This window comes from Flavobacterium sp. RNTU_13, from assembly GCF_046614455.1.
Classification (GTDB): domain Bacteria; phylum Bacteroidota; class Bacteroidia; order Flavobacteriales; family Flavobacteriaceae; genus Flavobacterium.
Genome location: NZ_JBKJHB010000002.1, coordinates 548,325 through 572,042, shown reverse-complemented (window position 1 = coordinate 572,042; position 23,718 = coordinate 548,325). Strand labels below are relative to the sequence as shown.

The following is a 23,718-nucleotide window of genomic DNA, read 5'->3' as shown; positions in this document are numbered from 1 at the left end:
TTATAAGCGGTTTAAAGCGAATTAAAAGTTTAAAATATCCTAAAGGCTAACCACCATAAACAAGCCTATTTAATTGTTTAGAAATATATTTTACCACAAAACCATGAAAAAATTACTAACAGGATTATTACTCATTACATGTGTAAGCCTTTTTGCGCAAATCAGATTCGAACCAGGCTACTACATTGACAATCAAGGCAAAAAAACAGACTGCCTTATTAAAAACGTGGCCTGGAAAAATAATCCTACCACATTTGAGTACAAGCTTACTGAAACCGATACCGAAAAGCAGCAGCAGATAAGCCAGGTATCGGCATTTGAAACCGGTGGGTATAAATTTGAGCGATACACTGTACAAATGGAACGCTCATCTACTGATATAAAATCCCTGGACAATAAAGCGGTACCAGACTTTACTACTGAAACACTTTTTCTTAAAGTTCTTGTAGAGGCAAAAATAACGCTGTATGCTTACGAAGATGGCTACGTACGGAAGTTTTTTTATAAAACACCTACAGATAATGTACCGCAGCTGTTACTTTACAAGCAGTATGAAGAAGACCAAACGGTTAAAGAAAACAGGCGTTATCAATACCAACTCGCATTTTTGTTTGCATATAAAAAGTTGCCACAAAGCGCTTTTGCCGAAGTAAAATATAACCAGACATCTTTAAAGGATTTCTTTATAAAACACAGCGCTGTAGAAGGCACGGCAAATGTGGTAGACAAAACCCTTAGCCAAAACAAAGGGAAGTTTATGCTTAGGGTAACTGCCGGAGCTGCCATAACATCTTTAAAGAGCGAGGCTTCTATAGCAGTTATCGACAATTTTGAATTTGATAAAAAAACTATATTTAACGCCGGAATCGAAGCTGAGTTTATACTTCCGTTTAATAATAACAAATGGTCTGTTTTTATAAGCCCCTACTTTACATCATACAAAAACGACGGAACAAAGGTAAACACAGCAAGTACCGCAGGACAGGATAAATGGAGTGCCGACTTTAAAGCTGTAAGCGTTCCGCTGGGTGCACGTTACTATATGTACTTAAATCAAAACTCTAAAGTATTTTTAAATGCCGCTTATGTTATAAACACCAATGTAGGCAAAGGGAAAATACAAAAAAACGCGTCTGTTTTTGATCTCTCTAACCGCATGAACTGGCTTGCAGGTGCAGGCTATTCGTACAAACGTATTAACCTTGAACTTCGTTACTCATTTAATCGCGATTTATTTAACTACAGTGCCCGTAGCGCTATTTATAACAGCTATGGCGTAGTGGTTTCGTACCAAGTTTTATAGTTTTAAAAAAACTTAAAATAACACCCCATAATTTAAAATTATATAGGCAACAGGTAGCATTACATAAGGGTAATGTTACCTGTTGTTTTTTTACATACTTTATAAGCACGTAAATATCAAAAGGTAAAAAACGTACAGATTATTTATATTTGTATTGATGACTATTTGCAAAACTATAAGCTAAGCATTAATAACCCGTTATAAATACCTGTACAACACAACCTGGGCTACGCAGGTAGCGTATAGCACGGTTGTACGGAATAAATAATTTTCAATACCTGGAACTCTGATGATAAATTCTGTAAAAATACACCACACCGCTATTATTTGCGGCAACTATGAGGTTTCTAAAAAGTTTTATACCGAAGTACTTGGGCTTACCATTATAGCCGAAAACTATCGCGCAGAACGGGAATCTTATAAACTGGATCTTGCCCTGAACGGCGAATACATTATAGAGCTGTTTTCTTTCCCAAACAGGCCTGCGCGCCCTACCCGCCCTGAGGCGATAGGGCTACGTCACCTGGCATTTCAGGTACCTGATATTGACACAACACTTAGATGGCTGGATGAAAAAGGGGTAATCTATGAGCCTGTAAGGGTAGATGAAATAACGGGATGCCGTTTTACGTTTATTGCAGATCCGGATGACCTTCCTATAGAATTTTATGAAGTTACTGTATAGTAAAGTTATAAAGACGCGCTTTGCCACACAGAGGATTTAATATGATTTTTTTCTAAAAATCCTAAAACAGAAATATAGAATTAATGGCTACCTTTGGCCTAAATAATTACACAGAATATGGTTTACAAATTTAGGGTAATCCTGGATGCTGAGGAAGATGTGTTCAGGGATATAGCTATATTAGAAGAAGATACGCTTGAGGATTTACACAATGCGATTATAAACGCATTTGGTTTTGATGGGCTTGAGCCGGGTTCTTTTTACACCAGCGACGACGAATGGAGCCAGGGTGATGAAATTCCGCTTTTTGATACCGGCGATACTCCGGGCGAGCAAAAAGTAATGGCCGATTACCCGCTAAATACCATACTGGATGAGGATAATACCAAGATAATCTACGTGTATGATTTCCTTAATATGTGGACGTTCTTTGTAGAGCTTGCCGCCATTGAGGAGCCGGAAGCAGCGGCATCTTACCCGGACCTGCTTTTTGCCCACGGCGAAATGCCTGCAAATGCGCCTGAAAACGCTTTTAGCACCAATATGGAGGATGACATATACGGCGAGTTTGACGATGACTATGACGAAGAAGACATGGACATGTTTAACGATGAAGATTTTGAAGACATAGGCGGATACGACGACCATAGCTGGAATTAAGTAAAGCTTCTAAGCTGACGCAAAAAGTCGCTTAGATACTTAGTTTCTTAGATCCTTAGATTTTTACCGGTATGGGAAATTTCAGAACACTTTTAATTTGGCAAAAAGCGATGTTGCTTGTTACACAGACTTACAACGCAACAAAACTGTTTCCGAAAGAAGAAATATTTGGGCTTACCTCTCAAATAAGAAGATGTGCAGTTTCTATTCCCAGTAATATAGCCGAAGGATATGGACGAAAATCAAATCCTGAATTTATACGGTTTGTTAACATAGCATCCGGCTCACTTTTTGAGCTTCAAACGCAAATTGAAATAGCCCTGAATGTGGGGTTATTAAATGAAGTAGATTTTAAAAACCTTTATGAAAACACCAGAGAATTAGAGATTATGATTGTTTCTTTTCGGAAGAAACTTAAAGAGAACCTTTAGGTGACTGCAAAGAAGCTAAGTAACTCAGATTCTCAGAAACTCAAAAAAAATGATTAACCTATTTAACGCACATATAGATAACCTATCGGTTCACCGTGTAGGGAATAAAAGCCGCAGCGAGGCTATATTTTTATCTGAAACCCCATACACGCTGAGCGACGAGCTTGCACCACTTCTAAAGGAGTATTTCTTTAAGCCTTTTAGGGAGAAAGAAGAAAACTACTACCAGTTTGCGCACGATGTAGACCTGGATTATAACGATATGTATAACTATGTGTCTGAAGTATTTAATAACCCGGGGTCTGCACACGAGGTTTCTAAAAAAATTACCAAGCACCTGTATGAGCAGAGCAACCATCCGCATATAAAAAACGGCGAGGTTTACGTAATTTATCTTACTAATCTTACCATAGACAACAACCCGGTAGATGCGGTGGGTATTTTTAAAAGTGAAATAAAAACCGATTTCCTTTTAGTAGACGAGGAAGGCAGTAACCTGGAAATGAGGCTTCAGCAAGGGATAAACCTTAACAAGCTAGATAAAGGGTGCCTTGTGTTTAACTACAAGAAAGAAGAAGGTTATAAAATACTTACCATAGACCATAACCGCTATGATGCGCGTTACTGGCTGGAGCACTTCCTAAGTGTAGATGTTTTTCAGGATGAAAACTTTATGACTAAAAAGTACATGCAGTTTGTAAAAGACTTTGCAAAAGATGTGGTACTGCCTGCAGAGGATAAAAAGGAAGAAGTAATGTTCCTTAACCGTTCTGTAAATTACTTTGCCAAAAACGACGAGTTTGAAGAAACAGCGTTTTTAAATGAAGTTATAGACAACCCAGATCTTATACCGGAGTTTAAAAACTATAAAGTAGAAAAGGCGCCTAAGTATAGTATTGAAGATGTAACCAATTTCCCTATTGCAAACGCAGCAGTGTCAGACGTGCGCAAGAAGATAAAGAGCGTTATAAGCCTCGATACCAATATAGAAATCAAACTTGACTTTATAAATCCTGAAAGTGCAGAGAAATTTGTAGAAAAAGGATGGGATGAAGAAAAGCAAATGTATTATTACCTTGTGTACTTTAACAAAGAACAAAAGAGCTAAATACACATACTTTAAAATCCGCAGTTTACCCTGCGGATTTTTAGTTTAAATCAACTAAAATCCTAAAATAGTACCGTTTTCAAAAATTTTAAGTTTTTATTAGTATCAACTTATAATACATAAGTAAAAAATAACATCACACATTACATTAATTAACGTTTAATCGTTAAAAAACTGCTATTCAACTATATATTGCGTTTATTGACATATATACAAAACCACTAATATAACGTTTTCGTAAATTTATGTTATAAAAATATAACTTTATGAAAATCAACACTACACCTCCACAGAAAACACTTTTCGCTTGCTTACTAAGCATTGTTGCTATATCAAATTCTCTTGCTTCAATTGCCACTCCCTCTACCAGCACTGTAGTGCCATCACGGTTTTGGCTCGATCTTAAATCAGAAACAAATGCTGCCAGTCAAATGGCAGTAGCTTATCTGCCACAGTGCACCTTGGGAGTAGACTTTGGGTATGACGCTGCAAAGTTTGCTGAAGCTAATGTAATGAGCATATATTCCCTAATAGATAACATACCATTTACTATACAGGCGCGTCCTTCCTTTACGCAGGAAGATGTGGTACCTATTGGCATACAAACCGTAACAGCCGGAATACACAGTATATCGCTTAACCGCTGTGACGGTGTTTTTGACCAGGGACAAGACTTATTTGTTCTGGATATGGTAACAGGGAATATTATCAACTTACACGAACGCCCTATAGTTGCTGACCTTGATGCCGGTACATATGACAACAGGTTTGTTATGGGATATTCTTACGATATACTGCAAACACTCGCCACTAAAAAAGCACTGGCTACACAACTAAAAGTGTATACAACCAACAATATTATTACTGTAGAAAGTGGTACGCCGGTACAAAACATAATGATCTATGATATAAGCGGAAAACTGCTTTACAACAGCTCAGGATTACAGTCGCAAAACATTGCTATAAATGGAGAGGCATGGAAAAGCCAACCTATTATTTTACAGATTTATACGGGAAATAAACGCACCACTAAAAAGATAGTATACTAAAAACAAAACGCCGAAGGATATCCCTCGGCGTTTCTGTAAATTATATATTGGATTAACTAGTCTATTGGCCTTCTACGACCGCTGATAAGGTTAAACAGTATCATGATAACAGCTACCACAAGTAGCAAATGTATCAGTGCATTAGCGGTATGCCATGCAAAACTGCCCAGAGCCCAGCCGATTATAAGTAATACGGCTATAACATATAATAAACTTCTCATAGCAATTTTTTTTTTAATGGTTCTTATTTAAGAGCGTCTGTTTTTTCTTTAAGTGCTTTTGCGCTTGCAAGATGCTCTTTTAGAGCAGGAAGCATATTAGCAGCCCACATTTTAATATCCGGGTCTTTAGCTTTTTCAGCCGCTTTTTCAATTTTGCTTACCGCTTTTTCATGACCGCTTACAAGATCATCTGCAAAAGCTTTATCAAAGTCGTTACCCGTCTTTTCATTAAGCTTGTTGTACTCTTCCTGTTTGTCTTCTGTAAGCGCTACAGGGATTGTAATGTTCTTTTTACCGGCAAGTGCTTTTACATCGCTTTCAGCTTTAGTATGAGCAGTTTCCATCATTTTAGCAAGTGCCTTAACGTCTGCGTTCGTACTTTTTTTCTGAGCCAGTTTAGAAAGCTCTATTTCTGCCCTGTTGATTTCGGCAGCAGCTACAAGATAGCTTGAGTCGTCTTCAAGGCTGTCGTTTGGCATATCTTCGAATTTCTCTTCGTTTGAGTCTTCAGCCATTTCTTTAGGATCTTCTTGCTTAGGCTCTTGCTTACAAGATACTAGCGAAAGGCTAAGAACTGCTGCACCAAGAAACAGTTTGCCAAGTAATAATGATGTCTTTTTCATAATTAGGTTATTTAATTGTTTATACAGGCAAATTTATAGGGTTAAACCGCACAAATATGTTAGCGACTTCACAAGTAATGTTATACAAATACTAATATTTAACCATAATTATTAATATATCACAATTTTCAATTGGATGAATTTTAAATTTTGCAGTTAATTTAAGAAATTACCGTTTATCGACATTTTAACACACTTTAACGACACTTACTGCCCTACGGTAGAAAATTCTCACCTAAACACCAGTATATCAGTACTTTTGACATGTAAATAAAACCCCAAAAAAATGAACACCTTTACAAAAACTACCCTTTCTGCAATAATTACGCTTTTCATGAGTGTAAGTGCAGTATCTCAAAATCAAGCATATAGTGCTGCAGATATCACCTCTACCCTCCCATCAAGGGTTTGGATAAACATTACCGCTCCTAACGGCGGTGTAAGCCAGGCTGCAATAGCCTACCTGCCACAGTGCACCTTCGGCATGGACTTCGGATATGATGCAACCATCTTTGCGGAGAATAACACAATAGCCTTATATTCAATACAAAACGATGCTCACCTTGCCATACAGGCCAGACCTGCATTTAGTAATATAGATGAAGTTGCACTCGGGTATAACGCCACAATAGCAGGTTCATACACAATATCTATAGATCATGGCGATGGTGTGTTCGCACAGCAACAGGAAGTATATATAAAGGATAACGTAACCGGTACGGTTAACAAACTAAATGACAGCCCTTACTTCTTTGATACAGAGGCTGGTGAGTTTAATACGCGCTTTACCCTCCAATATACAAATACTACTATGGGCACTGCGCCTGTAACAGCGATTAGCAGTGACGTAACCATACTGAATGCTAACGGATTAATAAACATTCAGGCAGAAAACGCTACTATAAATGCCCTACGCATATACGATATAAACGGACGCACCCTTTTTACGCAAAACAGCGTAAATGCACAGCAAACTTCTGTAAGCAGTGTAGCTGCCCAAAAACAGGTTCTCATAGTACAAGTGATGACTGACAAAGGCGTTACAAGCAAGCGGATTGTTTACTAACAGGAACCTTTCTTCTGTTTTAGGAAGAGGCGCCCCGCAATGCGGGGCGTTTTTTATAAAGGCCTAGCCAAAAAAAACCTACCTTTGCAAAAATAAAGACAATGAATAACAACGATATATTTAAGAAACTTCGTGTGGCACTTCAACTGCGCGATGACCAGATTGCAGAAATACTGGAGCTGGCAGACTTTAGGATTTCTAAGGCAGAACTGGGTGCTTTTTTCCGTAATGCAGACCACCCTAACTATATGGAATGTGGCGACCAGGTGTTGCGTAACTTCCTGAATGGATTAATTATACACCTGCGCGGTACTAAAGACAACCCTAAAGACCCTAACGCTGTACTGGAGCAAAATAAGCAGGCATTAAAAACGGCTAAGCCAAAAACACAGGCCGACGGTAAGCCGGCTGCCAAGGCACCCGCCGCAAAAAAACCGTTTAAAAAGGCGGCTCCGGCAAAAGCAAAAAAACCGGTTCCGGTGGTAGAGAAAGTCCGTTTTAAAAACGGCAAGAACAAATAATGATTTTGAAAGTTTTTTCTATAAAAAAAAAATCAAAACTATATAAAATTAGCAAAAAACAATCTTCGACATTCGGGGGTTGTTTTTTTGGTTTTTAACAATACTGTAAACGCCTTGCTCGTAATGGTTAGCAAATATTCTTCCGCTTTTTGATTAAAATTTATCAGCGTTTTCAGGCAAAAAAATGCTTTTTAGGCAAAACACCGTGTATAGCACTTTACAACGTACTGAACGATCGCCTTCAGTACTTTTTATAAAACGCTGTTGTAACTTTGCAGCGTGGAGAAAGTAAGTAAGATTACTTCTTTTTGCGAGTCGATTTTGTCACTGCCTTTTTTACCTCGGCAGGTGGGTTGCGGAACACGCTGGTTTTAAAATCGCCCAGGGGTTCGCGGTGGCGGTAGCGTTCTATGTCTTCCCACGTGGCGCATTTTTCGTTGTAGGTTTCGCCGTCTACTACTATAGGCAGGGTTACGGTTTCTACGCCGCTAAGCTCCTCGCCCAGATAGTCTTCCATATCAAAAACCGAGTAAAACCATTCGCGGTCATACTGTATTTTTCGTATCGACATGTCTTTCCGTATCAGGGCTTCGGTAATCTTCTTCATAGCGCAAAAATAAAAACCAAAGATACGGCAAACAAACCTGCCGCACTTTGGTTTTAATATTTGTTTAGTGTAATTATTTACTGCGGTTTGTTGCCGCTAATCATTTTAGATACAATGCCGCGCTCGCCGCCCAGCTCAGCGCCCAGTACCCCTGCGGTGTGCAGCAGTATAAACGCTATCATGTAAACCGTACCTTTTTCATGCAGTTCTTCCATTTCGTGGCCTATGCTTTGCGGGCCAAATTCCATAAGCAATGCAGAAACCAACGACACCGCAAGCAATACATAAAAAATAACATAAACCCATGATTTAAAACGGTCTTTACCACTTATACCCGCCTTAAACGGACTGGGGAATGCAGCTCCCTGTTTAAACGTAATGATCATTCGGATAATATATAGCCCTAGCATAATATAGCCTGCAAGTTCATGGGTTTCCCACATGGGGTGTAGTATGTGGTGCGCAATTTCCCGGGTTACGTCCTTATCCGCAGTAATACCCTTTTCGGTAAGCCCATGGCTTATGGTATCGCTCATGGCATGGCCGTTCATAAAGCCGATGCGAAGGAAAACCGTAAGCATAAGGTACAAAAATGTAAACGCCATAGCCCAGTGTATGAGCCTGCTGGCCAGCGAAAAACGTTTGTCTTCCATAAAATTGAATGTTTTAAAGGTGTGGTGTAAAAAACTTAGTCAACGTGCCCATCGGGCTCTATATGGATGTGAATATACGCAAATTGTGGCAATACGTGTTGTATGTGGTCTTTAACCGCATGCGCTATGCTGTGCCCCTGCTCTACCGTAAGGTCTTTGTTAACCCATACGTGCATATCGGCATGGTTCATTACGCCCATTTTACGTATGTGTACTTTTTGCACAAACACCACCCCGGCTACCTCACTGGCCAGTTCTTTTACACGCTCATTAAGTTCAGGCTGAAGCTCCTCATCCAGCAGTTCCCCTATGGCGGGGCGCGCTATAAGCCAGGCATTTATAACAATAACTATGGCTGCCAGCAGTGCCGCCCAGTCGTCGGCCACTTCATAACCCGGGCCGCCCAGTATGCCTATGGCAATGCCTATAAATGCTGCGCCGCTGCTTATGGCATCAGACCGGTGGTGAAACGCATCGGCCTTAACCGCGCCACTGTTTATTTCCTCGCCCGTTTTAATAACGTAGCGGTACAATATTTCTTTGGTAATAATCACGCCCGCCAATATAATCAGTGTAAAGGCCTTAGGTGCCTTATGCGGCGTACGTATGTTATGAATACTGTCTACACAAATAACCCCTGCCGCAAAACAAAGTGCCAGGGCTATACCCAAGGCTATGAGTGCCTCTGCCTTTCCGTGTCCGTAGGGGTGCTCTTTATCGGCAGGCTTACCACTCCACTTAAGCCCCACATACAGCATGCCGCTGCTTACTATGTCGGTAGTGCTTTCTATGGCATCGGCTATAAGAGCGTAAGAGTTGCCCATAATACCGCCAAGTGCCTTAACCACAGCCAGTATGCTACTTACTACAATCCCTATAAGGGTAGTTTTTAGTCCGGCAGCATTCGCGGCCTCGTTGCCTTGTTGCATGTGTAAAGGTATATTAAAAGTGTGCCTGCAAAAATAAGGGATATAGTGGTTGTAAGGGGTTATTTTTTGCTTAAAGTTTGAGGGAGTTGCTAATGGAAATACTACCAATGTTTTAGTATATTTGGGGAGAACAAAATTTCAACCATGAAAACGAAAATACTCCTATTACTACTGTGTTTAAGTTTTCTATGCTGTAAAAAATCGGAGAAACGCAACAACGAGATAACCAAAATAACTCTTTCTACCGGTGTCTGTGGCTGGATATGCCCGTACCAAACCATTGAAATTGACAGCAGCCTTACATTGCGCTACCACGGTATGGAGAATGGAAAACTCAAAGGATATTTCATTGGAAAAATATCTGAGAAGCTTTGGGATAGCATAAACCACAGATTTGAAATAATAGGCTACAAAAAATTTCACTCGAAATATACTGCAAAAGCAAGTGATGATACGTCTATGTACCTGAAAATTGATTACCAAAACCAACAAAAGTGTGTAAAAGCACAATCATCAGGATTACCCAATTATTTGGACAATACACTTTATTGGCTAATTACCTTAAAAGATAGCATAAAACTAAGACAAACTACAGACACGTTGAGTTTTGACCACGAAAACATAAACCACACCAACCATCCATTGCCAATCCTAATAGAAAAGAAATAATTTAGCTGATGTAGTGCGGATTTGCAACCAAACGTAGTATATTACTTTTTTGATTTACAATTACATTTTTAATGAAACCAAAACATCTACTATTATTACTAACTATCTTTGCACTGCAGTGTACCTTTTCCCAAACTCCTGAAAAAGTAATTGTGTTTAAGGAAGACCCGCACAACCTGTATAACTTTGAGCCTACCGATACCACCAGCCTTTTCTACCTGAAGCTGGTGCCAAAGGTAAAGCCCACTGCCTGCCTTGTTATACTGCCATCGTCTGGTGAGTTGGTAGAAAGTGTTATGGCGCAAATAACCCTGCACAAACTTGCTGTACAAAAAGGGATGCTGGTTGTTTTTCCGTCTATTAACTGGGGGACCAATAGATTTAATGAGGAACATAAATTCCTGGATGTAATTTTTAAGCAAATTGTAGCGCAGTACAAAATACCTAAGGACAAATTTGTTATCGGCGGTTTTTCGGGTGGCGGTATGATTTCGCTTAGCTATGCCGAAAAGGCAAACCGGGAGCCGGGCGCCACGTACATTGTGCCAAGGGCAGTTTTTGCCTTAGATCCTCCTGTAGATTATGCACACCTGTACCATCATGCCAAACGCGATGTAGAACGCAACTTTTCTGAACCCGCCGTTAACGAAGGTAAATGGATTATGGACTCCTATAAAAAAGAATTTGGTGGAAGCCCGGAAGAATTTCCGGAAGAGTACCTTAAATATTCTATCTACTCGCACAGCGACCCAAATGGTGGTAACGCCCGCTACCTGCTTAACACGCCGCTACGTATTTATACAGAACCTGATATTGAATGGCAAATGAAAAACAGGCACCGCGACGCATACGACATGAATAGTACTGACCTTTCGGCTATGGTTAACTTATTGCAAACCAAAGGAAACAAAAAAGCCCAACTTATAGTTACGCACAATAGGGGCTATCGCCCGGATGGTACAAGGCATCCGCATTCGTGGAGCATTATGGATTCTAAGGCGTGCCTGGACTGGATAGTATTACAACTAAAATAGCTGCATTTCACAAAAAAACTTTTTTTTCATCATACCATACAACCATTTGCTGTCGTTATACGTCTATCCTTACAAAATCAATGAGTATAACAAAAACCAGCATTTAAAAACTTTTGATGAAAAAACTAATCACCTTACTGCTGCTTACCGCAGGCTTTTTACTAAACGCCCAGATTAAAGGAAAAATAACCGACAAAGAAGGGCACGGCATTCCGTTTGTATCGGTATCCATAGAAAACACGTACAACAACACCACCGCTAACGAAAACGGCGGTTATGAACTCCCCGTAAAACAACCGGGCAAATACACCGTGGTTTTCCAGAGCATTGGTTTTAAAACCAAAAAGGTTACGGTAAACGCACAGTCACTGCCACACCTGCAAAACGTAACCCTGGACGATGATAACTACGAACTGAAAGAGGTGGTTGTTAACAGCGGCGACAACCCGGCTAACGAGATCATCCGCCAGGCCATAGCGCACAAAAAAGAAAACAGTGAAAAACTGGGGCGTTTTGAGGCCGACTTTTACAGCAAGGGTATTTTTAGGGTGGGGAACCTGCCTAAAAAACTAATGGGTATGAAGATAGAAGGCCCGGAAGGTTTAGACAAAAACGGCAATGGCGTTATTTACCTGAGCGAAACCGTATCGCACCTTACCTTTGAGCAGCCCAATAAGCTAAAAGAACGTGTTATAGCCACTAAAGTAAGTGGCAGCGATAATGGCTTTAGCTACGGTACGGCGCTTACCACTTTTTATAATTTTTACGATGATTATGTGGATTTTGAGGTGAAAATGGTATCGCCTCTTGCTAAGGGAGCCTTTGGTTACTATAAGTATAAATTTGAAGGCAGCACGTTTGATGAGCAGGGGCACGAAATCAACAAGATTAAGATAATACCCCGCCGCGACAAAGAGCCTGTTTTTGAAGGTTATATATACATTGTAAGCGGTAGCTGGGCCATATATGCTGTAGATGTAGATATTAAAGGCTACCGTGTGCAAATGCCGCCGCTAAAATCACTAAAGCTACAGCAAAACTTTAGCCACAACACAAGTAATGGCCTGTGGGCAAAAAACTCACAAACGTTTGACTTTGAAGCAGGAATGTTCGGTATAAACTTTACCGGTAAGTTTACACACGTATACAGTAACTACGTGTTTCACGATAAGTTTGATAAAAAAACCTTTGGTCGCGAAGTGGTATCGTATGAAAAAGATGCCATTAAAAAAGACAGCACCTACTGGACAGCTAACCGCCCTGTACCACTAACTGATGAGGAAACCAAAGATTACATAAAAAAAGACAGCCTGCGCAAAGTTCGCGAAAACCCTGCAAGGCTGGATTCTATAGCTAAAAAACACAGCCGCTTTGGGGTATTAAGCGTAATATCAGGCCATAGCTGGAACGGCACAAGGCGCGACAGCACCAATACTAAAAACATAATCACATCTCGCTTTACCTACAATGGTTTTGAAATCCCTATGTACAACACCGTACAGGGATGGAATACAGAGAACGGTTTTTCGTATTCTAAATACGGGGGCAAGCTGCCATTTACCGCTTCGGTTACCGCAAACTACGGCCTTGCCGAAGACCGTTTCAGGTTCCGTGGCGCGTTTTCGCCTTACATAAGAAAGGTGGGTACATTCCACTTTACGGGCGGAAACAGCATAGTGCAGTTTAACCCTAATGAACCCATATCGCCACTGGTAAATACCATTAGCTCGCTGGTGTTTAAAAACAACTACATGAAACTGTATGACAAAACCTTTATGGGCGTATCGTACAGTAAAACACTTTTCGACAGGCTTTCGTTAACGGGCGGTGTAGAATATTCGCGTCGCAAAGCACTGTTTAACAACACCGATTATGTGCTTATAAAAAACACCGACGACTATTTTTCTAACAATCCGCTAAACCCGCTTGATAATACATCGGTACCGTTTGCCACACACTACGTAACCAAGGCTACGGTAGACGGGCAGTTTATTTGGCCTTACGATTACATGAGCACACCGTACGGAGGGAAAGTAAAACTGAGCGATGACAACCTCCCTACCCTGGGTTTCCATTACGAAAAAATATTTGCGGCGAACAAAGAACAATACAAATACGACTTTGTAAGTGTTTCCTCTACCTACCGTACCAGCTTTGATAATAAAGGAAACTTTGGCATAGCGGTAAACGCCGGTAAATTCTTTGGTGCCGATGGTATTTCGTTTGCCGATTATAAACACTTTAACGGTAACCAAACCCATTACACTACTATGGATAGCAGGCTGAAGTCGTTTAACCTATTACCGTACTACACCGCAAGCACAAACAACTCGTACCTGGAACTGCATGCAGAGCACGATTTTAACGGCTACATTATGAACAAAATCCCGCTGCTAAACCTGCTGCAATGGAACCTTATTGTAGGCTACCACGGCCTTATGACGCCCGATACCAAACCTTACCACGAGTTTACTGCCGGTTTTGGAAACATAGGCCTAGGTGCTTTCAGGATACTGAGGGTAGACTATGTACACTCGTTCCAGGGTAACGTAGCTACAAACGGCGTTATGTTCAGCCTGGCGCTTTAAACCGTAAAACATATAGGTCTATATACAAGAACCGCCTGCTCTGTGAGCAGGCGGTTCTTGTATAAAAAAATAGTGATTGTCTAAATCTTTGCACGAGATGAAAATACAATAACAAACAGTGCCATAAGTGCCACAAACGCAAAAGATATGCGAAGGTTAAACGCTTCTGCCAGCAGGCCTATAACCGGTGGCCCTATAAGGAATCCTAAAAAACTAATGGTGCTTACTGCTGCTATTGCAGGGCCCGGAGCCATAGTGGTACTTCTGCCTGCCACGCTATACACCAGCGGTACCACGCTGGATATACCCGAACCTATAAGCATAAGCCCTATAATGCCCGGTACTAAATACGGGAATACAATTACCGTAAGCAGCCCTGTAAGGCTAAGTGCCCCGCTTACCTGTAAAGTACGCTTAAGCCCAAAACGTGCCGAAAACCTATCGGCTATAAAACGCCCGGTAGCCATCATACACATACCGGCGGTAAAGCCAAGCCCGGCATTAGCATCGGTAGCGTTGATTACTTTTTTAAAATAAATGGTCGTCCAGTCAAACATGGTACCCTCTACCACCATAGAACAAAATGCTATAACGCCCAGGGTTATAAGTGCCGCATCGGGCTTTGCAAAGGCTTTCTTTTTTTCGGTTGCAGGCGTGCGGTCATCATTAAGGTGGCGCCAGCAAATAAAAACCGATGCCACTACTACTACAGCCATTATAATAAAGTGCATTGAAGGCGGTATGTGGTTCCCTATCATAAGTGTGCCCACACCCCCACCTATAAATCCTGCCATACTCCACACCCCGTGAAACGACGCCATAATAGGCTTTTTAAACAAAGCCTCTGTAGCCACGGCTTGCGCGTTTACAGATACGTTTACCGCATTACTAAAAAAACCGAATACCATAATATTTGCTGCCAACGTATAAATACTGGGCATAAAACCAAGCCCGGTTAATGCTACGGCGTACCCTATAAGTGCTGTGCAAACCACCTTTCGGCTGCCAAAACGGTTTACCGCCCAGCCCGATACCGGTAACGAAAGCATAAGCCCTACCGGCATGGCAAAAAGCACCGCACCAAAAACACCTTCGGAAATAGAAAGCTTTTGCTGTATTGTAGCAATACGCGAAGCCCAACTGCTAAAGCAAATACCGGCCATAAAGAACATAGCCGCCACGGCAGCCCTTATTGCTGCAGGAGATTGTTTCATATTGTAAGGGGTGTAAATGTAATTGTGAGGTGCAAAGATACCGATTAGTGTACGATTTACAATTGTACTGCAATAATCTGCCCGCATTATTTCCACAATGTTAATTTTCTGCCGAAAAATTACCAACTATACATTTTTTTATAAGAACACTTGTATATGTCAAAAAATTAGTGTTATTTCGACACTTATTATTTTTAGTGTTATTTTAACACTATAACGTTTTATAAACCTAAATTGAAAACCAGGCCTTTGGCCGAAACAAAAACATCAAATTTTACAGCTTAAGTTATGATAAATCTAAAGACATTCGAAGTATGGTTCGTTACCGGAAGCCAAAACCTATATGGCGAGGAAACGCTTAAACAAGTTGCAGCACACTCTCAGGAACTGGCAAAAGGACTTGATGCCAGCGGAAACATTCCGGTAAGGGTAGTATATAAGCCTACCGTAAAATCTACACAGGAAATATACGATACCCTTGTAGCGGCCAATACTGCTGAGAATGTTATAGGCGTTATTGCATGGATGCATACCTTCTCCCCTGCTAAAATGTGGATCCGCGGCCTTGCTGCGCTAAAAAAACCGCTACTACACCTACACACGCAGTTTAACAGAGATATTCCGTGGAACTCTATAGATATGGACTTTATGAACCTTAACCAAAGTGCACACGGCGACCGTGAGTTTGGTTTTATGGTATCGCGCATGCGCAAAAACCGCAAGGTGGTGGTAGGCCACTGGCAAGACCCTGAGGTAGAAAAACAAATAGGCGACTGGAGCCGTGCGGCTGCCGGCTGGTATGATTGGCAAGGTGCCAAAATTGCCCGTTTTGGAGACAACATGCGCTTTGTAGCCGTAACCGATGGCGACAAAGTAGAAGCAGAACTACAGTTTGGCTTCTCGGTTAACAGCTATGGTATAGGCGACCTTGTAGCCATTATAAACGAAGTAAGCCACGCAGAAATCAAAGAACAAATTGCGGTTTATAATACTGAGTACACTGTAGCAGATGACCTTAAAGAAGGCGGGGCACGCTATGCATCGGTTTATGAAGCTGCCAGGATAGAAGTTGCTCTGCGTAAATTCTTAGTAGACGGTGGTTTTGTAGGCTTCTCAGATACGTTTGAAGACCTTCACGGTATGGTACAGCTTCCGGGCCTTGCTGTACAAAGGCTTCTTGCAGAAGGATATGGCTTTGCAGGTGAAGGCGACTGGAAAACAGCAGCCCTTGTACGTGCCTTTAAAGTTATGGGCGCCGGCCTGCCGGGCGGAAACGGCTTTATGGAAGACTATACGTATCATTTTGACCCTAATAACGAACTGGTACTGGGTTCGCACATGCTGGAAATCGACGCATCGCTTGCGGCTACCAAGCCAAGCCTTGAGGTGCACCCACTGGGCATAGGCGGAAAAGCAGACCCTGCGCGCCTTGTATTTAACGTAGCTGGTGGTGCTGCCCTAAACGCGTCTATCATAGATGTAGGAAACCGTTTCCGTATGATTGTAAACGAAGTAGAAGCAGTAGAAGTAGAAAACGAGCTACCGAAACTACCTGTAGCGCGCGTACTGTGGAAACCGCTACCGGATATGAAAACCGGCTGCGCAGCATGGATTTACGCAGGTGGTGCACACCACACGGCATACAGCCAAAACCTTTCGGCTGAAATCATTCAGGACTTTGCCGAAATGGCCGGAATAGAATTTATAAGAATAGGCAAAAACACTACCATAGACAGCATTAAAAATGAGTTAAGGTGGAATGACGCCTCGTTCAAATAAGACCTTGTAGTATTTTAGGCGGCACAAAAGTGTCGCCTATACACAAAAAATACTATATTAGGCACCGCTATAACCAAAATCCTTAACACACACAATTATGGGCAAATTTGCTATTATTGATTATGTAATATTCATTGTATACTTTTTTCTTGTTGCCGGTTACGGTTACTGGGTGTACCGCAACAAAAAAAGCTCTGAGGAAAACGTATCTGACTCTAAAGACTTTTTCCTTGCAGAGGGCTCCCTTACCTGGTGGGCCATTGGCGCATCGTTAATCGCTTCTAACATTTCTGCAGAACAGTTTATAGGCATGAGTGGTAACGGCTTTGTAGTAGGTGTGGCAGTAGCCGCCTATGAGTGGATAGCCGCCCTTGCACTTATTATAGTGGCTGTATGGTTTATACCCATGTATCTTAAAAACAAGATATCTACCATGCCACAGTTCCTGGAAACCCGCTATAACCAAACCACAAGCCTTATTATGGCAGTGTTTTGGCTGTTCCTTTATGTATTTGTAAACCTTACTTCCATTTTATACCTGGGTGCCATTGCTATAGCCGGTATAGCCGGGCCAGAGTACTTCCACATCATTGTAATAGCTATGGCCATATTCTCACTGATTATCACACTTGGTGGTATGAAGGTTATTGGTTTTACCGATGTTATTCAGGTAGTAGTGCTTGTGGTAGGTGGCCTTGCCACTACTTATATAGCGCTGACCAAAGTAGGCGAACACTTTGGCCTTGGTGCCGATGCTATTGCAGGATTTAAAGCCATGATGCAGGACGCCCCTGAACACTTTAAACTAATGGTAGACAAGCCTACCGCAAGCTCGCCTCAGGCCGATATTAATAAATACCTTATGCTGCCGGGTATAGCCATGTATTTTGCAGGTATCTGGATTGTAAACCTTAACTACTGGGGTTGTAATCAGTACATTACCCAGCGTGCCCTTGGTGCCGACCTTAAAACAGCACGTACGGGTATTCTTTTTGCCGGTTTTATGAAGCTTGCCATGCCTGTTATTGTAATGCTTCCGGGTATAGCTGCTTATGTGCTGTATAAAAACGGTGCACTGCAAACCGAAATGGGTGTAGGCGAAGCCTTTAAGGCAGACAACGCATACTCTGCGGTACTTACCTTCCTGCCTACAGGACTAAAAGGACTGTCGGTAGCTGCGCTTACTGCCGCTATTGTAGCCTCACTTGCAGGTAAGGCAAACAGTATCTCTACCATCTTTACCTTAGACATTTACCAACGCTACATTAACAAAGACGCTTCTGAAAAGAAACTGGTTATTGTAGGGCGTTTAGCCATACTTGCTGCTATTGTATTCTCTGTAGCGCTTACCTGGAATGATACATTGGGCATAGGCGGAGAAGGCGGCTTTACCTTTATACAAAAATATACAGGTTTCTTTAGTCCGGGTGTATTTGCCATGTTCCTGCTGGGTATGTTCTGGAAACGTACTACAGGAGCGGCAGCGGTAGCAGGCGTAATTGCAGGTTTTGCATTATCTATCTTCTTTAACAGCTTTGCCGTTGATATTTTTGGCGCTGAAACGCTGCTTTGGACTGCCTACAAAAATGGCGAAGGCATTTACGAAATACCGTTCCTTATTAGTATGGGGTGGTCGTTTGTGTTTACCATGCTGCTAATGATAGTAATGAGCTTTGCCGGCCCTAAAGTAAATCCTAAGGCCTTTAGCATTGATACCAAAATGTTCCGCGTAGAGCCTACTACACTCGTACTTATTGTACTAACATTACTCTGCCTTACGGTACTTTACGTACGATTCTGGTAAGAACAAAACTAACTTAAAACTCACACGTATATGAAGTTCTTTATTGACACTGCTAACCTTGACCAAATCAGGGAAGCCCATGAAATGGGTATCCTGGACGGGGTTACCACTAATCCTTCGCTTATGGCAAAGGAAGGCATTACAGGCCACGAGAACATTATTAACCACTACAAAGCCATTTGCGAAATTACCGATGGCGATGTTAGCGCAGAGGTTATTGCCACAGACTACGAAGGCATGATACGCGAGGGCGAAGCTCTTGCTGCACTACACGAGCGCATAGTGGTAAAATTACCTATGATAAAAGACGGCGTAAAAGCTGCAAAATATTTTTCTGAAAAAGGGATTAAAACTAACGTTACCCTTGTATTTTCTGCCGGGCAGGCATTACTAGCCGCTAAGGCAGGTGCTACCTATGTATCGCCGTTCCTGGGCAGGCTCGATGATATTTCTACAGACGGCCTTCATCTTATTGAGGAAATCCGCCAGATTTATGATAACTACGGTTACGAAACCGAAATCCTGGCAGCATCTGTACGCCATGCCATGCACATTGTAAACTGCGCTAAAATAGGTGCCGATGTAATGACAGGCCCGCTTAGCGCTATGACTGCCTTACTTAAACACCCGCTTACCGATAACGGACTTGCACAATTCCTTGCAGACCACGCGGCAGCGGCTTCTAAAAACGCTTAATATTTTATGGAAAAGATAACCGATATTAAAAAACTTGAGGCTATAGTAAGCCAGGTACGCAGAGACATAGTGCGTATGGTACACGGCTGCCAGAGTGGCCACCCGGGTGGCTCGCTGGGCTGTGCTGATTATGTTACCGCACTGTACTTTAACGCCATGGATCGCAAAGAAGGCTTTGACATGAACGGTACAAACGAAGACCTGTTCTTCCTTTCAAACGGACACATTTCTCCGCTTTTCTATAGCGTACTGGCACACGCAGGCTACTTTGATAAAGCGGAACTGGCTACATTCCGTAAGCTGGATTCGCGCCTTCAGGGGCACCCTACCACGCATGAACACCTACCGGGTGTACGCATTGCGTCGGGTTCTCTTGGCCAGGGCATGAGTGTAGCCGTAGGTGCTGCACTTGCCAAAAAACTAAACGGCGATAACAAACTTGTATACGCTCTTTTTGGCGATGGCGAGCTTCAGGAAGGCCAGATTTGGGAAGCGGCTATGTTTGCCCCGCACAACCAGGTAGACAACCTTATTTGTGCGGTAGACTATAACGGTCAGCAGATAGACGGGCCTACCAGCAAAGTACTTTCGCTAGGCGACCTTAAAGGTAAATTTGAAGCCTTTGGCTGGACGGTAATAGAAAGTGCCGGCAACGATATGGCGGTTCTTGTAGAAACACTGGCGCATGCCAAATCGCTTACAGGCCAAGGCAAACCAATTATGATACTGCTAAAAACCGATATGGGCTTTGGTGTAGACTATATGATGGGTACCCACAAATGGCACGGTGCCGCACCAAACGATGCCCAGCTTGAAGCTGCTCTTGTACAACTTGAGGAAACACTTGGAGATTATTAATTTAAAGATTGAAAAATTTAAACATTGAAAGATTCGTAGTGATGGATGACATCCTGAATTTTTAAATCTTTCAATCATTAAATTCTTAAATGAAAAACTAATGAAAAAATATACCTATACAGAATCAAAAGATACGCGCTCTGGCTTTGGAGCCGGATTGCTTGAAGCGGGCAGGAAAAACGAAAACGTGGTGGCACTGTGTGCAGACCTTGTTGCCTCGCTAAAAATGCAGGACTTTATAAACGAGTTCCCGGAGCGTTTTATACAGGTGGGTATTGCCGAAGCTAACATGATTGGCATAGCGGCAGGGCTTACCATAGGTGGCAAAATTCCGTTTACCGGAACATTTGCTAACTTCTCTACCGGTCGTGTATACGACCAGATACGCCAGTCTGTAGCCTATTCAGACAAAAACGTAAAAATATGTGCTTCGCACGCGGGTCTTACCCTGGGTGAAGACGGTGCTACTCACCAGATCCTTGAAGACATAGGTCTTATGAAGATGCTTCCGGGTATGACGGTAATAAACCCATGCGATTATAACCAGACTAAAGCCGCTACTATAGCTATTGCAGAGCACGAGGGCCCTGTATACCTGCGTTTCGGTCGTCCGGTAGTGCCGGTATTTACCGATGCTGACCAGAAGTTTGAAATAGGTAAAGCATGGATGGTAAACGAAGGTGCCGATGTATCGATATTCGCTACAGGCCACCTGGTATGGGAAGCCATACAAGCTGGTGAAAAACTAGCCGAGCTGGGTATTGATGCAGAAATCATCAACATCCACACCATTAAGCCACTGGATGCCGAAGCAGTACTTAAATCAGTAGCCAAAACCGGCTGCGTGGTTACTGCCGAAGAGCACAACCGCCTTGGTGGCCTTGGCGACAGCATAGCCCAACTGCTTGCTACTAACAACCCTGTACCACAGGAGTACGTAGCGGTAAACGACAGTTTCGGCGAAAGCGGAACCCCGGCACAGCTAATGACAAAATACGGCCTTGATGCAGAACACATTGTTAAAGCCGTACAAAAGGTTATTGCACGTAAAAAATAATGTTCTAAAAAAACCATTTATTAAATTCAACTCCAAAGCCATTTTACTGAGCCAATAGCTCTTTAAAGTGGCTTTTTTACAAAAACTCACGCAAACGTTTTACTAATAACCAAATTTTTAAAAAACCATGAAAAAGTACGTTAGCGTTGCTACCCTCGCTTTAATCCTGGCGTCGTGCGCATCGGGCAGTAAAGCACCCGGTATGGTAACGAGCCCAAACGGTAAACTGCAGGTAGATTTTGGCCTTAATAAAAGTAAGCAGGCCTGGTATGTTGTAAAAAATAACAACCAAAAAGTGATTGACACCTCTTTAGTAGGTGTTATACGCAAAGACGCGGATTTTTTTAATAATCTTAAAGAAACATCTGTAGGGGATAATGGAAAGATTACCGATAGCTACACCATGCTACAGGGTAAAAAAACAAATATTACCTACACGGCTAACCAAAAAGTATTACACCTTGAAAACGATAAGGGTGAAAAAATGGACGTTATTTTTAATGTTTCAGATAACGGTGTGGCGTTCCGCTACAGTTTCCCTGATCCGTCTGGCGATGTAAAGTACATTACCGAAGAAAAAACATCATTCAATTTTAATAAAGATGTAAAAGCGTGGCTTCAGCCCATGAGCGAAGCAAAATCAGGTTGGGAACAGTGTAACCCTGCCTACGAAGAATACTATCAAATGGGCGTTCCGGTAGACACTAAGGCGCCTATAGGCCAGGGATGGGTATTCCCTGCGCTGTTTAATGAGGGTGACACGTGGCTTGCCGTTACCGAAACCGGACTGGGCAGTAATTACTGCGCATCGCACCTGGACTATAGCACAGAAATGGGAGCCATGAAAATCGTGTTCCCGCAAGATAAAGAGCGCTTTGCCCCTACTGCGGCACTTTACCCTGAAGCAAAAACTCCTTGGCAAACACCTTGGCGCGTGATTGCTATAGGCAGCCTTGCTGATATTGCCGAGTCTACCCTGGGTACAGACCTTGCCGATAAGGCGGTTACCACCAAAACCGATTTTGTGCATCCGGGCAACGCTGCCTGGAGCTGGGCCATACTTAAAGATGATTCGGTTAACTACGAAACGACTAAAGAGTTTATAGACTACGCCCAGAAAATGCACTGGCCATACTGCCTTATTGATGCCGACTGGCACAAACGTATAGGTATCGACAAGGTTAAAGAACTTATTGCCTATGGTAAGGAACGTAATGTAAAGATTATCCTTTGGTACAACTCTGCCGGTACATGGAACACCGTGCCTTATGGCCCTAAAGACAAATTTATTACCGAAGAAAGCCGTGATAAAGAGTTTAAGTGGCTGCACGATATAGGGGTAGCCGGTGTAAAAATCGACTTTTTCGGTGGCGATGGCCAGAGTATGATTGCCTACTACCATGACATCCTGAAGTCGGCGCTGAAGCACGAAATACTGGTTAACTTCCACGGGGCTACCCTGCCACGCGGCTGGCAACGCACCTACCCTAACCTTATGACCGCCGAGGCTATTAAAGGTTTTGAATTCATTTCGTTTGAACAAAAAGTAGCCGATGAAGCACCGGCACACATGGCCATGCTACCCTTTGGCCGTAACCTGTTCGACCCAATGGACTTTACACCAATGGCACTGTACGAAATACCAAGAATTAACCGCAGGAGCACCAGCGCGTTTGAGTTGGCACTCCCTACCCTGTTCCTTTCGGGCATACAGCACCTTGCCGAAACACCAAAAGGTATGAGCCATATGCCAGACTATGTTGTGGATTACCTGAAAGACATTCCTGTGGCTTGGGACGAAACCAAACTATTGGCAGGTTTTCCGGGTAAGGATGTGGTTATGGCACGCCGTAAGGGCGATACCTGGTTCATTACAGGCATTAACGGCGAAAACAAAGCCAAAGACCTTACCATAGACCTTTCGTTCATTAAAAAGGACGGATACAAAATAACCGACGGTAACGGGCAACTGTTTGAAAAAACAGCCGTGAAACCGGGCAAAACTACGGTAACGCTAAAACCATACGGTGGCTTTATTATGAAGTTTTAAACGTAAACCAATACCGATTACCATTATGAAAAAGCAGCCCTACAGGGCTGTTTTTTTATGTCTCTGAAAAAGCTCTTATAAAAAAGGAACACAGAGCTACACGGAGGAAGCAC

Annotated in this window: 23 protein-coding genes; 17 read left to right on the top strand and 6 right to left on the bottom strand. The window is 42.4% G+C overall.

From position 1 onward, the window contains the following. Positions 1–103: 103 nt before the first annotated feature. The 6 genes from ACLI08_RS07645 to ACLI08_RS07620 all read left to right on the top strand — a co-directional run bounded on the left by ACLI08_RS07645 (position 104) and on the right by ACLI08_RS07620 (position 5,236). A complete protein-coding gene (locus ACLI08_RS07645; RefSeq protein WP_411427878.1) occupies positions 104–1,303 on the top strand; it encodes a hypothetical protein in 1,200 nt (399 codons plus the stop codon). 289 nt (positions 1,304–1,592) lie between these two features. Continuing rightward, a complete protein-coding gene (locus tag ACLI08_RS07640; RefSeq protein WP_411427877.1) occupies positions 1,593–1,988 on the top strand; it encodes a VOC family protein in 396 nt (131 codons plus the stop codon). Positions 1,989–2,105: 117 nt separating this feature from the next. Then, positions 2,106–2,648, top strand: coding sequence for an IS1096 element passenger TnpR family protein (locus tag ACLI08_RS07635; RefSeq protein WP_411427876.1), 543 nt, complete (start codon positions 2,106–2,108; stop codon positions 2,646–2,648). 71 nt (positions 2,649–2,719) lie between these two features. Then, complete coding sequence (locus ACLI08_RS07630; RefSeq protein ID WP_411427875.1) at positions 2,720–3,079, top strand: four helix bundle protein; 360 nt, start codon at positions 2,720–2,722, stop codon at positions 3,077–3,079. Positions 3,080–3,128: 49 nt separating this feature from the next. Then, positions 3,129–4,187: a nucleoid-associated protein gene (locus ACLI08_RS07625; RefSeq protein ID WP_411427874.1), complete on the top strand. Its 1,059-nt coding sequence runs from the start codon at positions 3,129–3,131 to the stop codon at positions 4,185–4,187. A gap of 266 nt (positions 4,188–4,453) precedes the next feature. After that, positions 4,454–5,236: a hypothetical protein gene (locus tag ACLI08_RS07620; RefSeq protein ID WP_411427873.1), complete on the top strand. Its 783-nt coding sequence runs from the start codon at positions 4,454–4,456 to the stop codon at positions 5,234–5,236. 56 nt (positions 5,237–5,292) lie between these two features. Here ACLI08_RS07620 and ACLI08_RS07615 read toward each other — a convergent pair whose 3' ends face one another. Continuing rightward, entirely contained in the window at positions 5,293–5,457 is a 165-nt protein-coding gene (locus ACLI08_RS07615) for a lmo0937 family membrane protein (RefSeq protein ID WP_411427872.1), read from the bottom strand. A gap of 23 nt (positions 5,458–5,480) precedes the next feature. Continuing rightward, positions 5,481–6,080 (bottom strand): DUF4142 domain-containing protein, encoded by a 600-nt coding sequence (locus ACLI08_RS07610; RefSeq protein WP_411427871.1) that lies wholly within the window; start codon positions 6,078–6,080, stop codon positions 5,481–5,483. A gap of 286 nt (positions 6,081–6,366) precedes the next feature. On the opposite strand from ACLI08_RS07610, the gene ACLI08_RS07605 reads away from it, so the two are divergent. Together ACLI08_RS07605 and ACLI08_RS07600 are read left to right on the top strand one after the other, a co-directional pair. Further along, entirely contained in the window at positions 6,367–7,146 is a 780-nt protein-coding gene (locus ACLI08_RS07605; RefSeq protein WP_411427870.1) for a T9SS sorting signal type C domain-containing protein, read from the top strand. 101 nt (positions 7,147–7,247) lie between these two features. After that, positions 7,248–7,667 (top strand): DUF1456 family protein, encoded by a 420-nt coding sequence (locus tag ACLI08_RS07600; protein ID WP_411427869.1) that lies wholly within the window; start codon positions 7,248–7,250, stop codon positions 7,665–7,667. Between the two features lie 298 nt (positions 7,668–7,965). On the opposite strand, the gene ACLI08_RS07595 is transcribed toward ACLI08_RS07600, so the two are convergent. The 3 genes from ACLI08_RS07595 to ACLI08_RS07585 all read right to left on the bottom strand — a co-directional run bounded on the left by ACLI08_RS07595 (position 7,966) and on the right by ACLI08_RS07585 (position 9,856). Then, positions 7,966–8,274, bottom strand: a complete 309-nt coding sequence (locus ACLI08_RS07595) for a hypothetical protein (RefSeq protein ID WP_411427868.1) — start codon at positions 8,272–8,274, stop codon at positions 7,966–7,968. 77 nt (positions 8,275–8,351) lie between these two features. Beyond that, a complete protein-coding gene (locus ACLI08_RS07590; RefSeq protein ID WP_411427867.1) occupies positions 8,352–8,927 on the bottom strand; it encodes a cytochrome b/b6 domain-containing protein in 576 nt (191 codons plus the stop codon). 35 nt (positions 8,928–8,962) lie between these two features. Further along, complete coding sequence (locus ACLI08_RS07585) at positions 8,963–9,856, bottom strand: cation diffusion facilitator family transporter (protein WP_411427866.1); 894 nt, start codon at positions 9,854–9,856, stop codon at positions 8,963–8,965. A 144-nt stretch (positions 9,857–10,000) separates the two neighbouring features. Between ACLI08_RS07585 and ACLI08_RS07580 the strand changes: the two genes are divergently transcribed. From ACLI08_RS07580 to ACLI08_RS07570, 3 genes are all read left to right on the top strand, one after another. Next, positions 10,001–10,525: a DUF6438 domain-containing protein gene (locus ACLI08_RS07580; protein ID WP_411427865.1), complete on the top strand. Its 525-nt coding sequence runs from the start codon at positions 10,001–10,003 to the stop codon at positions 10,523–10,525. Between the two features lie 71 nt (positions 10,526–10,596). Continuing rightward, the gene (locus ACLI08_RS07575; protein ID WP_411427864.1) at positions 10,597–11,559 is read left to right on the top strand and encodes a hypothetical protein; all 963 of its coding nucleotides are present in this window, start codon (positions 10,597–10,599) and stop codon (positions 11,557–11,559) included. Between the two features lie 116 nt (positions 11,560–11,675). Continuing rightward, on the top strand, positions 11,676–14,147 hold the full coding sequence (locus tag ACLI08_RS07570; protein WP_411427863.1) for a DUF5686 and carboxypeptidase regulatory-like domain-containing protein: 2,472 nt from the start codon (positions 11,676–11,678) through the stop codon (positions 14,145–14,147). Between the two features lie 80 nt (positions 14,148–14,227). On the opposite strand, the gene ACLI08_RS07565 is transcribed toward ACLI08_RS07570, so the two are convergent. Further along, positions 14,228–15,361 carry an MFS transporter gene (locus tag ACLI08_RS07565; RefSeq protein ID WP_411427862.1) on the bottom strand — a complete coding sequence of 378 codons (1,134 nt, stop codon included), beginning with the start codon at positions 15,359–15,361 and terminating at the stop codon, positions 14,228–14,230. Positions 15,362–15,649: 288 nt separating this feature from the next. Between ACLI08_RS07565 and araA the strand changes: the two genes are divergently transcribed. From araA to ACLI08_RS07535, 6 genes are all read left to right on the top strand, one after another. Then, positions 15,650–17,140, top strand: coding sequence for an L-arabinose isomerase (gene araA / locus ACLI08_RS07560; protein WP_411427861.1), 1,491 nt, complete (start codon positions 15,650–15,652; stop codon positions 17,138–17,140). A gap of 97 nt (positions 17,141–17,237) precedes the next feature. Further along, positions 17,238–18,944, top strand: coding sequence for a sodium:solute symporter family transporter (locus tag ACLI08_RS07555; protein ID WP_411427860.1), 1,707 nt, complete (start codon positions 17,238–17,240; stop codon positions 18,942–18,944). Between the two features lie 30 nt (positions 18,945–18,974). Then, entirely contained in the window at positions 18,975–19,640 is a 666-nt protein-coding gene (gene fsa, locus ACLI08_RS07550; protein WP_411427859.1) for a fructose-6-phosphate aldolase, read from the top strand. Between the two features lie 15 nt (positions 19,641–19,655). Then, on the top strand, positions 19,656–20,498 hold the full coding sequence (locus ACLI08_RS07545) for a transketolase (protein WP_411428011.1): 843 nt from the start codon (positions 19,656–19,658) through the stop codon (positions 20,496–20,498). Between the two features lie 100 nt (positions 20,499–20,598). Further along, a complete protein-coding gene (locus ACLI08_RS07540) occupies positions 20,599–21,555 on the top strand; it encodes a transketolase family protein (RefSeq protein ID WP_411427858.1) in 957 nt (318 codons plus the stop codon). Positions 21,556–21,682: 127 nt separating this feature from the next. Continuing rightward, positions 21,683–23,605, top strand: coding sequence for a glycoside hydrolase family 97 catalytic domain-containing protein (locus ACLI08_RS07535; RefSeq protein ID WP_411427857.1), 1,923 nt, complete (start codon positions 21,683–21,685; stop codon positions 23,603–23,605). Positions 23,606–23,718 lie beyond the last annotated feature (113 nt).

Excerpts from the sequence above, each read along its gene's own strand:
- ACLI08_RS07540 (WP_411427858.1), top strand. The coding sequence starts at position 20,599 with ATGAAAAAATATACCTATACAGAATCAAAAGATACGCGCTCTGGCTTT.
- ACLI08_RS07565 (WP_411427862.1), bottom strand. The coding sequence starts at position 15,361 with ATGAAACAATCTCCTGCAGCAATAAGGGCTGCCGTGGCGGCTATGTTC.
- ACLI08_RS07570 (WP_411427863.1), top strand. The coding sequence starts at position 11,676 with ATGAAAAAACTAATCACCTTACTGCTGCTTACCGCAGGCTTTTTACTA.
- ACLI08_RS07535 (WP_411427857.1), top strand. The coding sequence starts at position 21,683 with ATGAAAAAGTACGTTAGCGTTGCTACCCTCGCTTTAATCCTGGCGTCG.
- ACLI08_RS07630 (WP_411427875.1), top strand. The coding sequence starts at position 2,720 with ATGGGAAATTTCAGAACACTTTTAATTTGGCAAAAAGCGATGTTGCTT.
- ACLI08_RS07585 (WP_411427866.1), bottom strand. The coding sequence starts at position 9,856 with ATGCAACAAGGCAACGAGGCCGCGAATGCTGCCGGACTAAAAACTACC.
- ACLI08_RS07625 (WP_411427874.1), top strand. The coding sequence starts at position 3,129 with ATGATTAACCTATTTAACGCACATATAGATAACCTATCGGTTCACCGT.
- ACLI08_RS07645 (WP_411427878.1), top strand. The coding sequence starts at position 104 with ATGAAAAAATTACTAACAGGATTATTACTCATTACATGTGTAAGCCTT.
- ACLI08_RS07595 (WP_411427868.1), bottom strand. The coding sequence starts at position 8,274 with ATGAAGAAGATTACCGAAGCCCTGATACGGAAAGACATGTCGATACGA.
- ACLI08_RS07600 (WP_411427869.1), top strand. The coding sequence starts at position 7,248 with ATGAATAACAACGATATATTTAAGAAACTTCGTGTGGCACTTCAACTG.
- ACLI08_RS07640 (WP_411427877.1), top strand. The coding sequence starts at position 1,593 with ATGATAAATTCTGTAAAAATACACCACACCGCTATTATTTGCGGCAAC.
- ACLI08_RS07605 (WP_411427870.1), top strand. The coding sequence starts at position 6,367 with ATGAACACCTTTACAAAAACTACCCTTTCTGCAATAATTACGCTTTTC.
- ACLI08_RS07610 (WP_411427871.1), bottom strand. The coding sequence starts at position 6,080 with ATGAAAAAGACATCATTATTACTTGGCAAACTGTTTCTTGGTGCAGCA.
- ACLI08_RS07635 (WP_411427876.1), top strand. The coding sequence starts at position 2,106 with ATGGTTTACAAATTTAGGGTAATCCTGGATGCTGAGGAAGATGTGTTC.
- ACLI08_RS07615 (WP_411427872.1), bottom strand. The coding sequence starts at position 5,457 with ATGAGAAGTTTATTATATGTTATAGCCGTATTACTTATAATCGGCTGG.
- fsa (WP_411427859.1), top strand. The coding sequence starts at position 18,975 with ATGAAGTTCTTTATTGACACTGCTAACCTTGACCAAATCAGGGAAGCC.
- ACLI08_RS07590 (WP_411427867.1), bottom strand. The coding sequence starts at position 8,927 with ATGGAAGACAAACGTTTTTCGCTGGCCAGCAGGCTCATACACTGGGCT.
- ACLI08_RS07580 (WP_411427865.1), top strand. The coding sequence starts at position 10,001 with ATGAAAACGAAAATACTCCTATTACTACTGTGTTTAAGTTTTCTATGC.
- araA (WP_411427861.1), top strand. The coding sequence starts at position 15,650 with ATGATAAATCTAAAGACATTCGAAGTATGGTTCGTTACCGGAAGCCAA.
- ACLI08_RS07620 (WP_411427873.1), top strand. The coding sequence starts at position 4,454 with ATGAAAATCAACACTACACCTCCACAGAAAACACTTTTCGCTTGCTTA.
- ACLI08_RS07555 (WP_411427860.1), top strand. The coding sequence starts at position 17,238 with ATGGGCAAATTTGCTATTATTGATTATGTAATATTCATTGTATACTTT.
- ACLI08_RS07575 (WP_411427864.1), top strand. The coding sequence starts at position 10,597 with ATGAAACCAAAACATCTACTATTATTACTAACTATCTTTGCACTGCAG.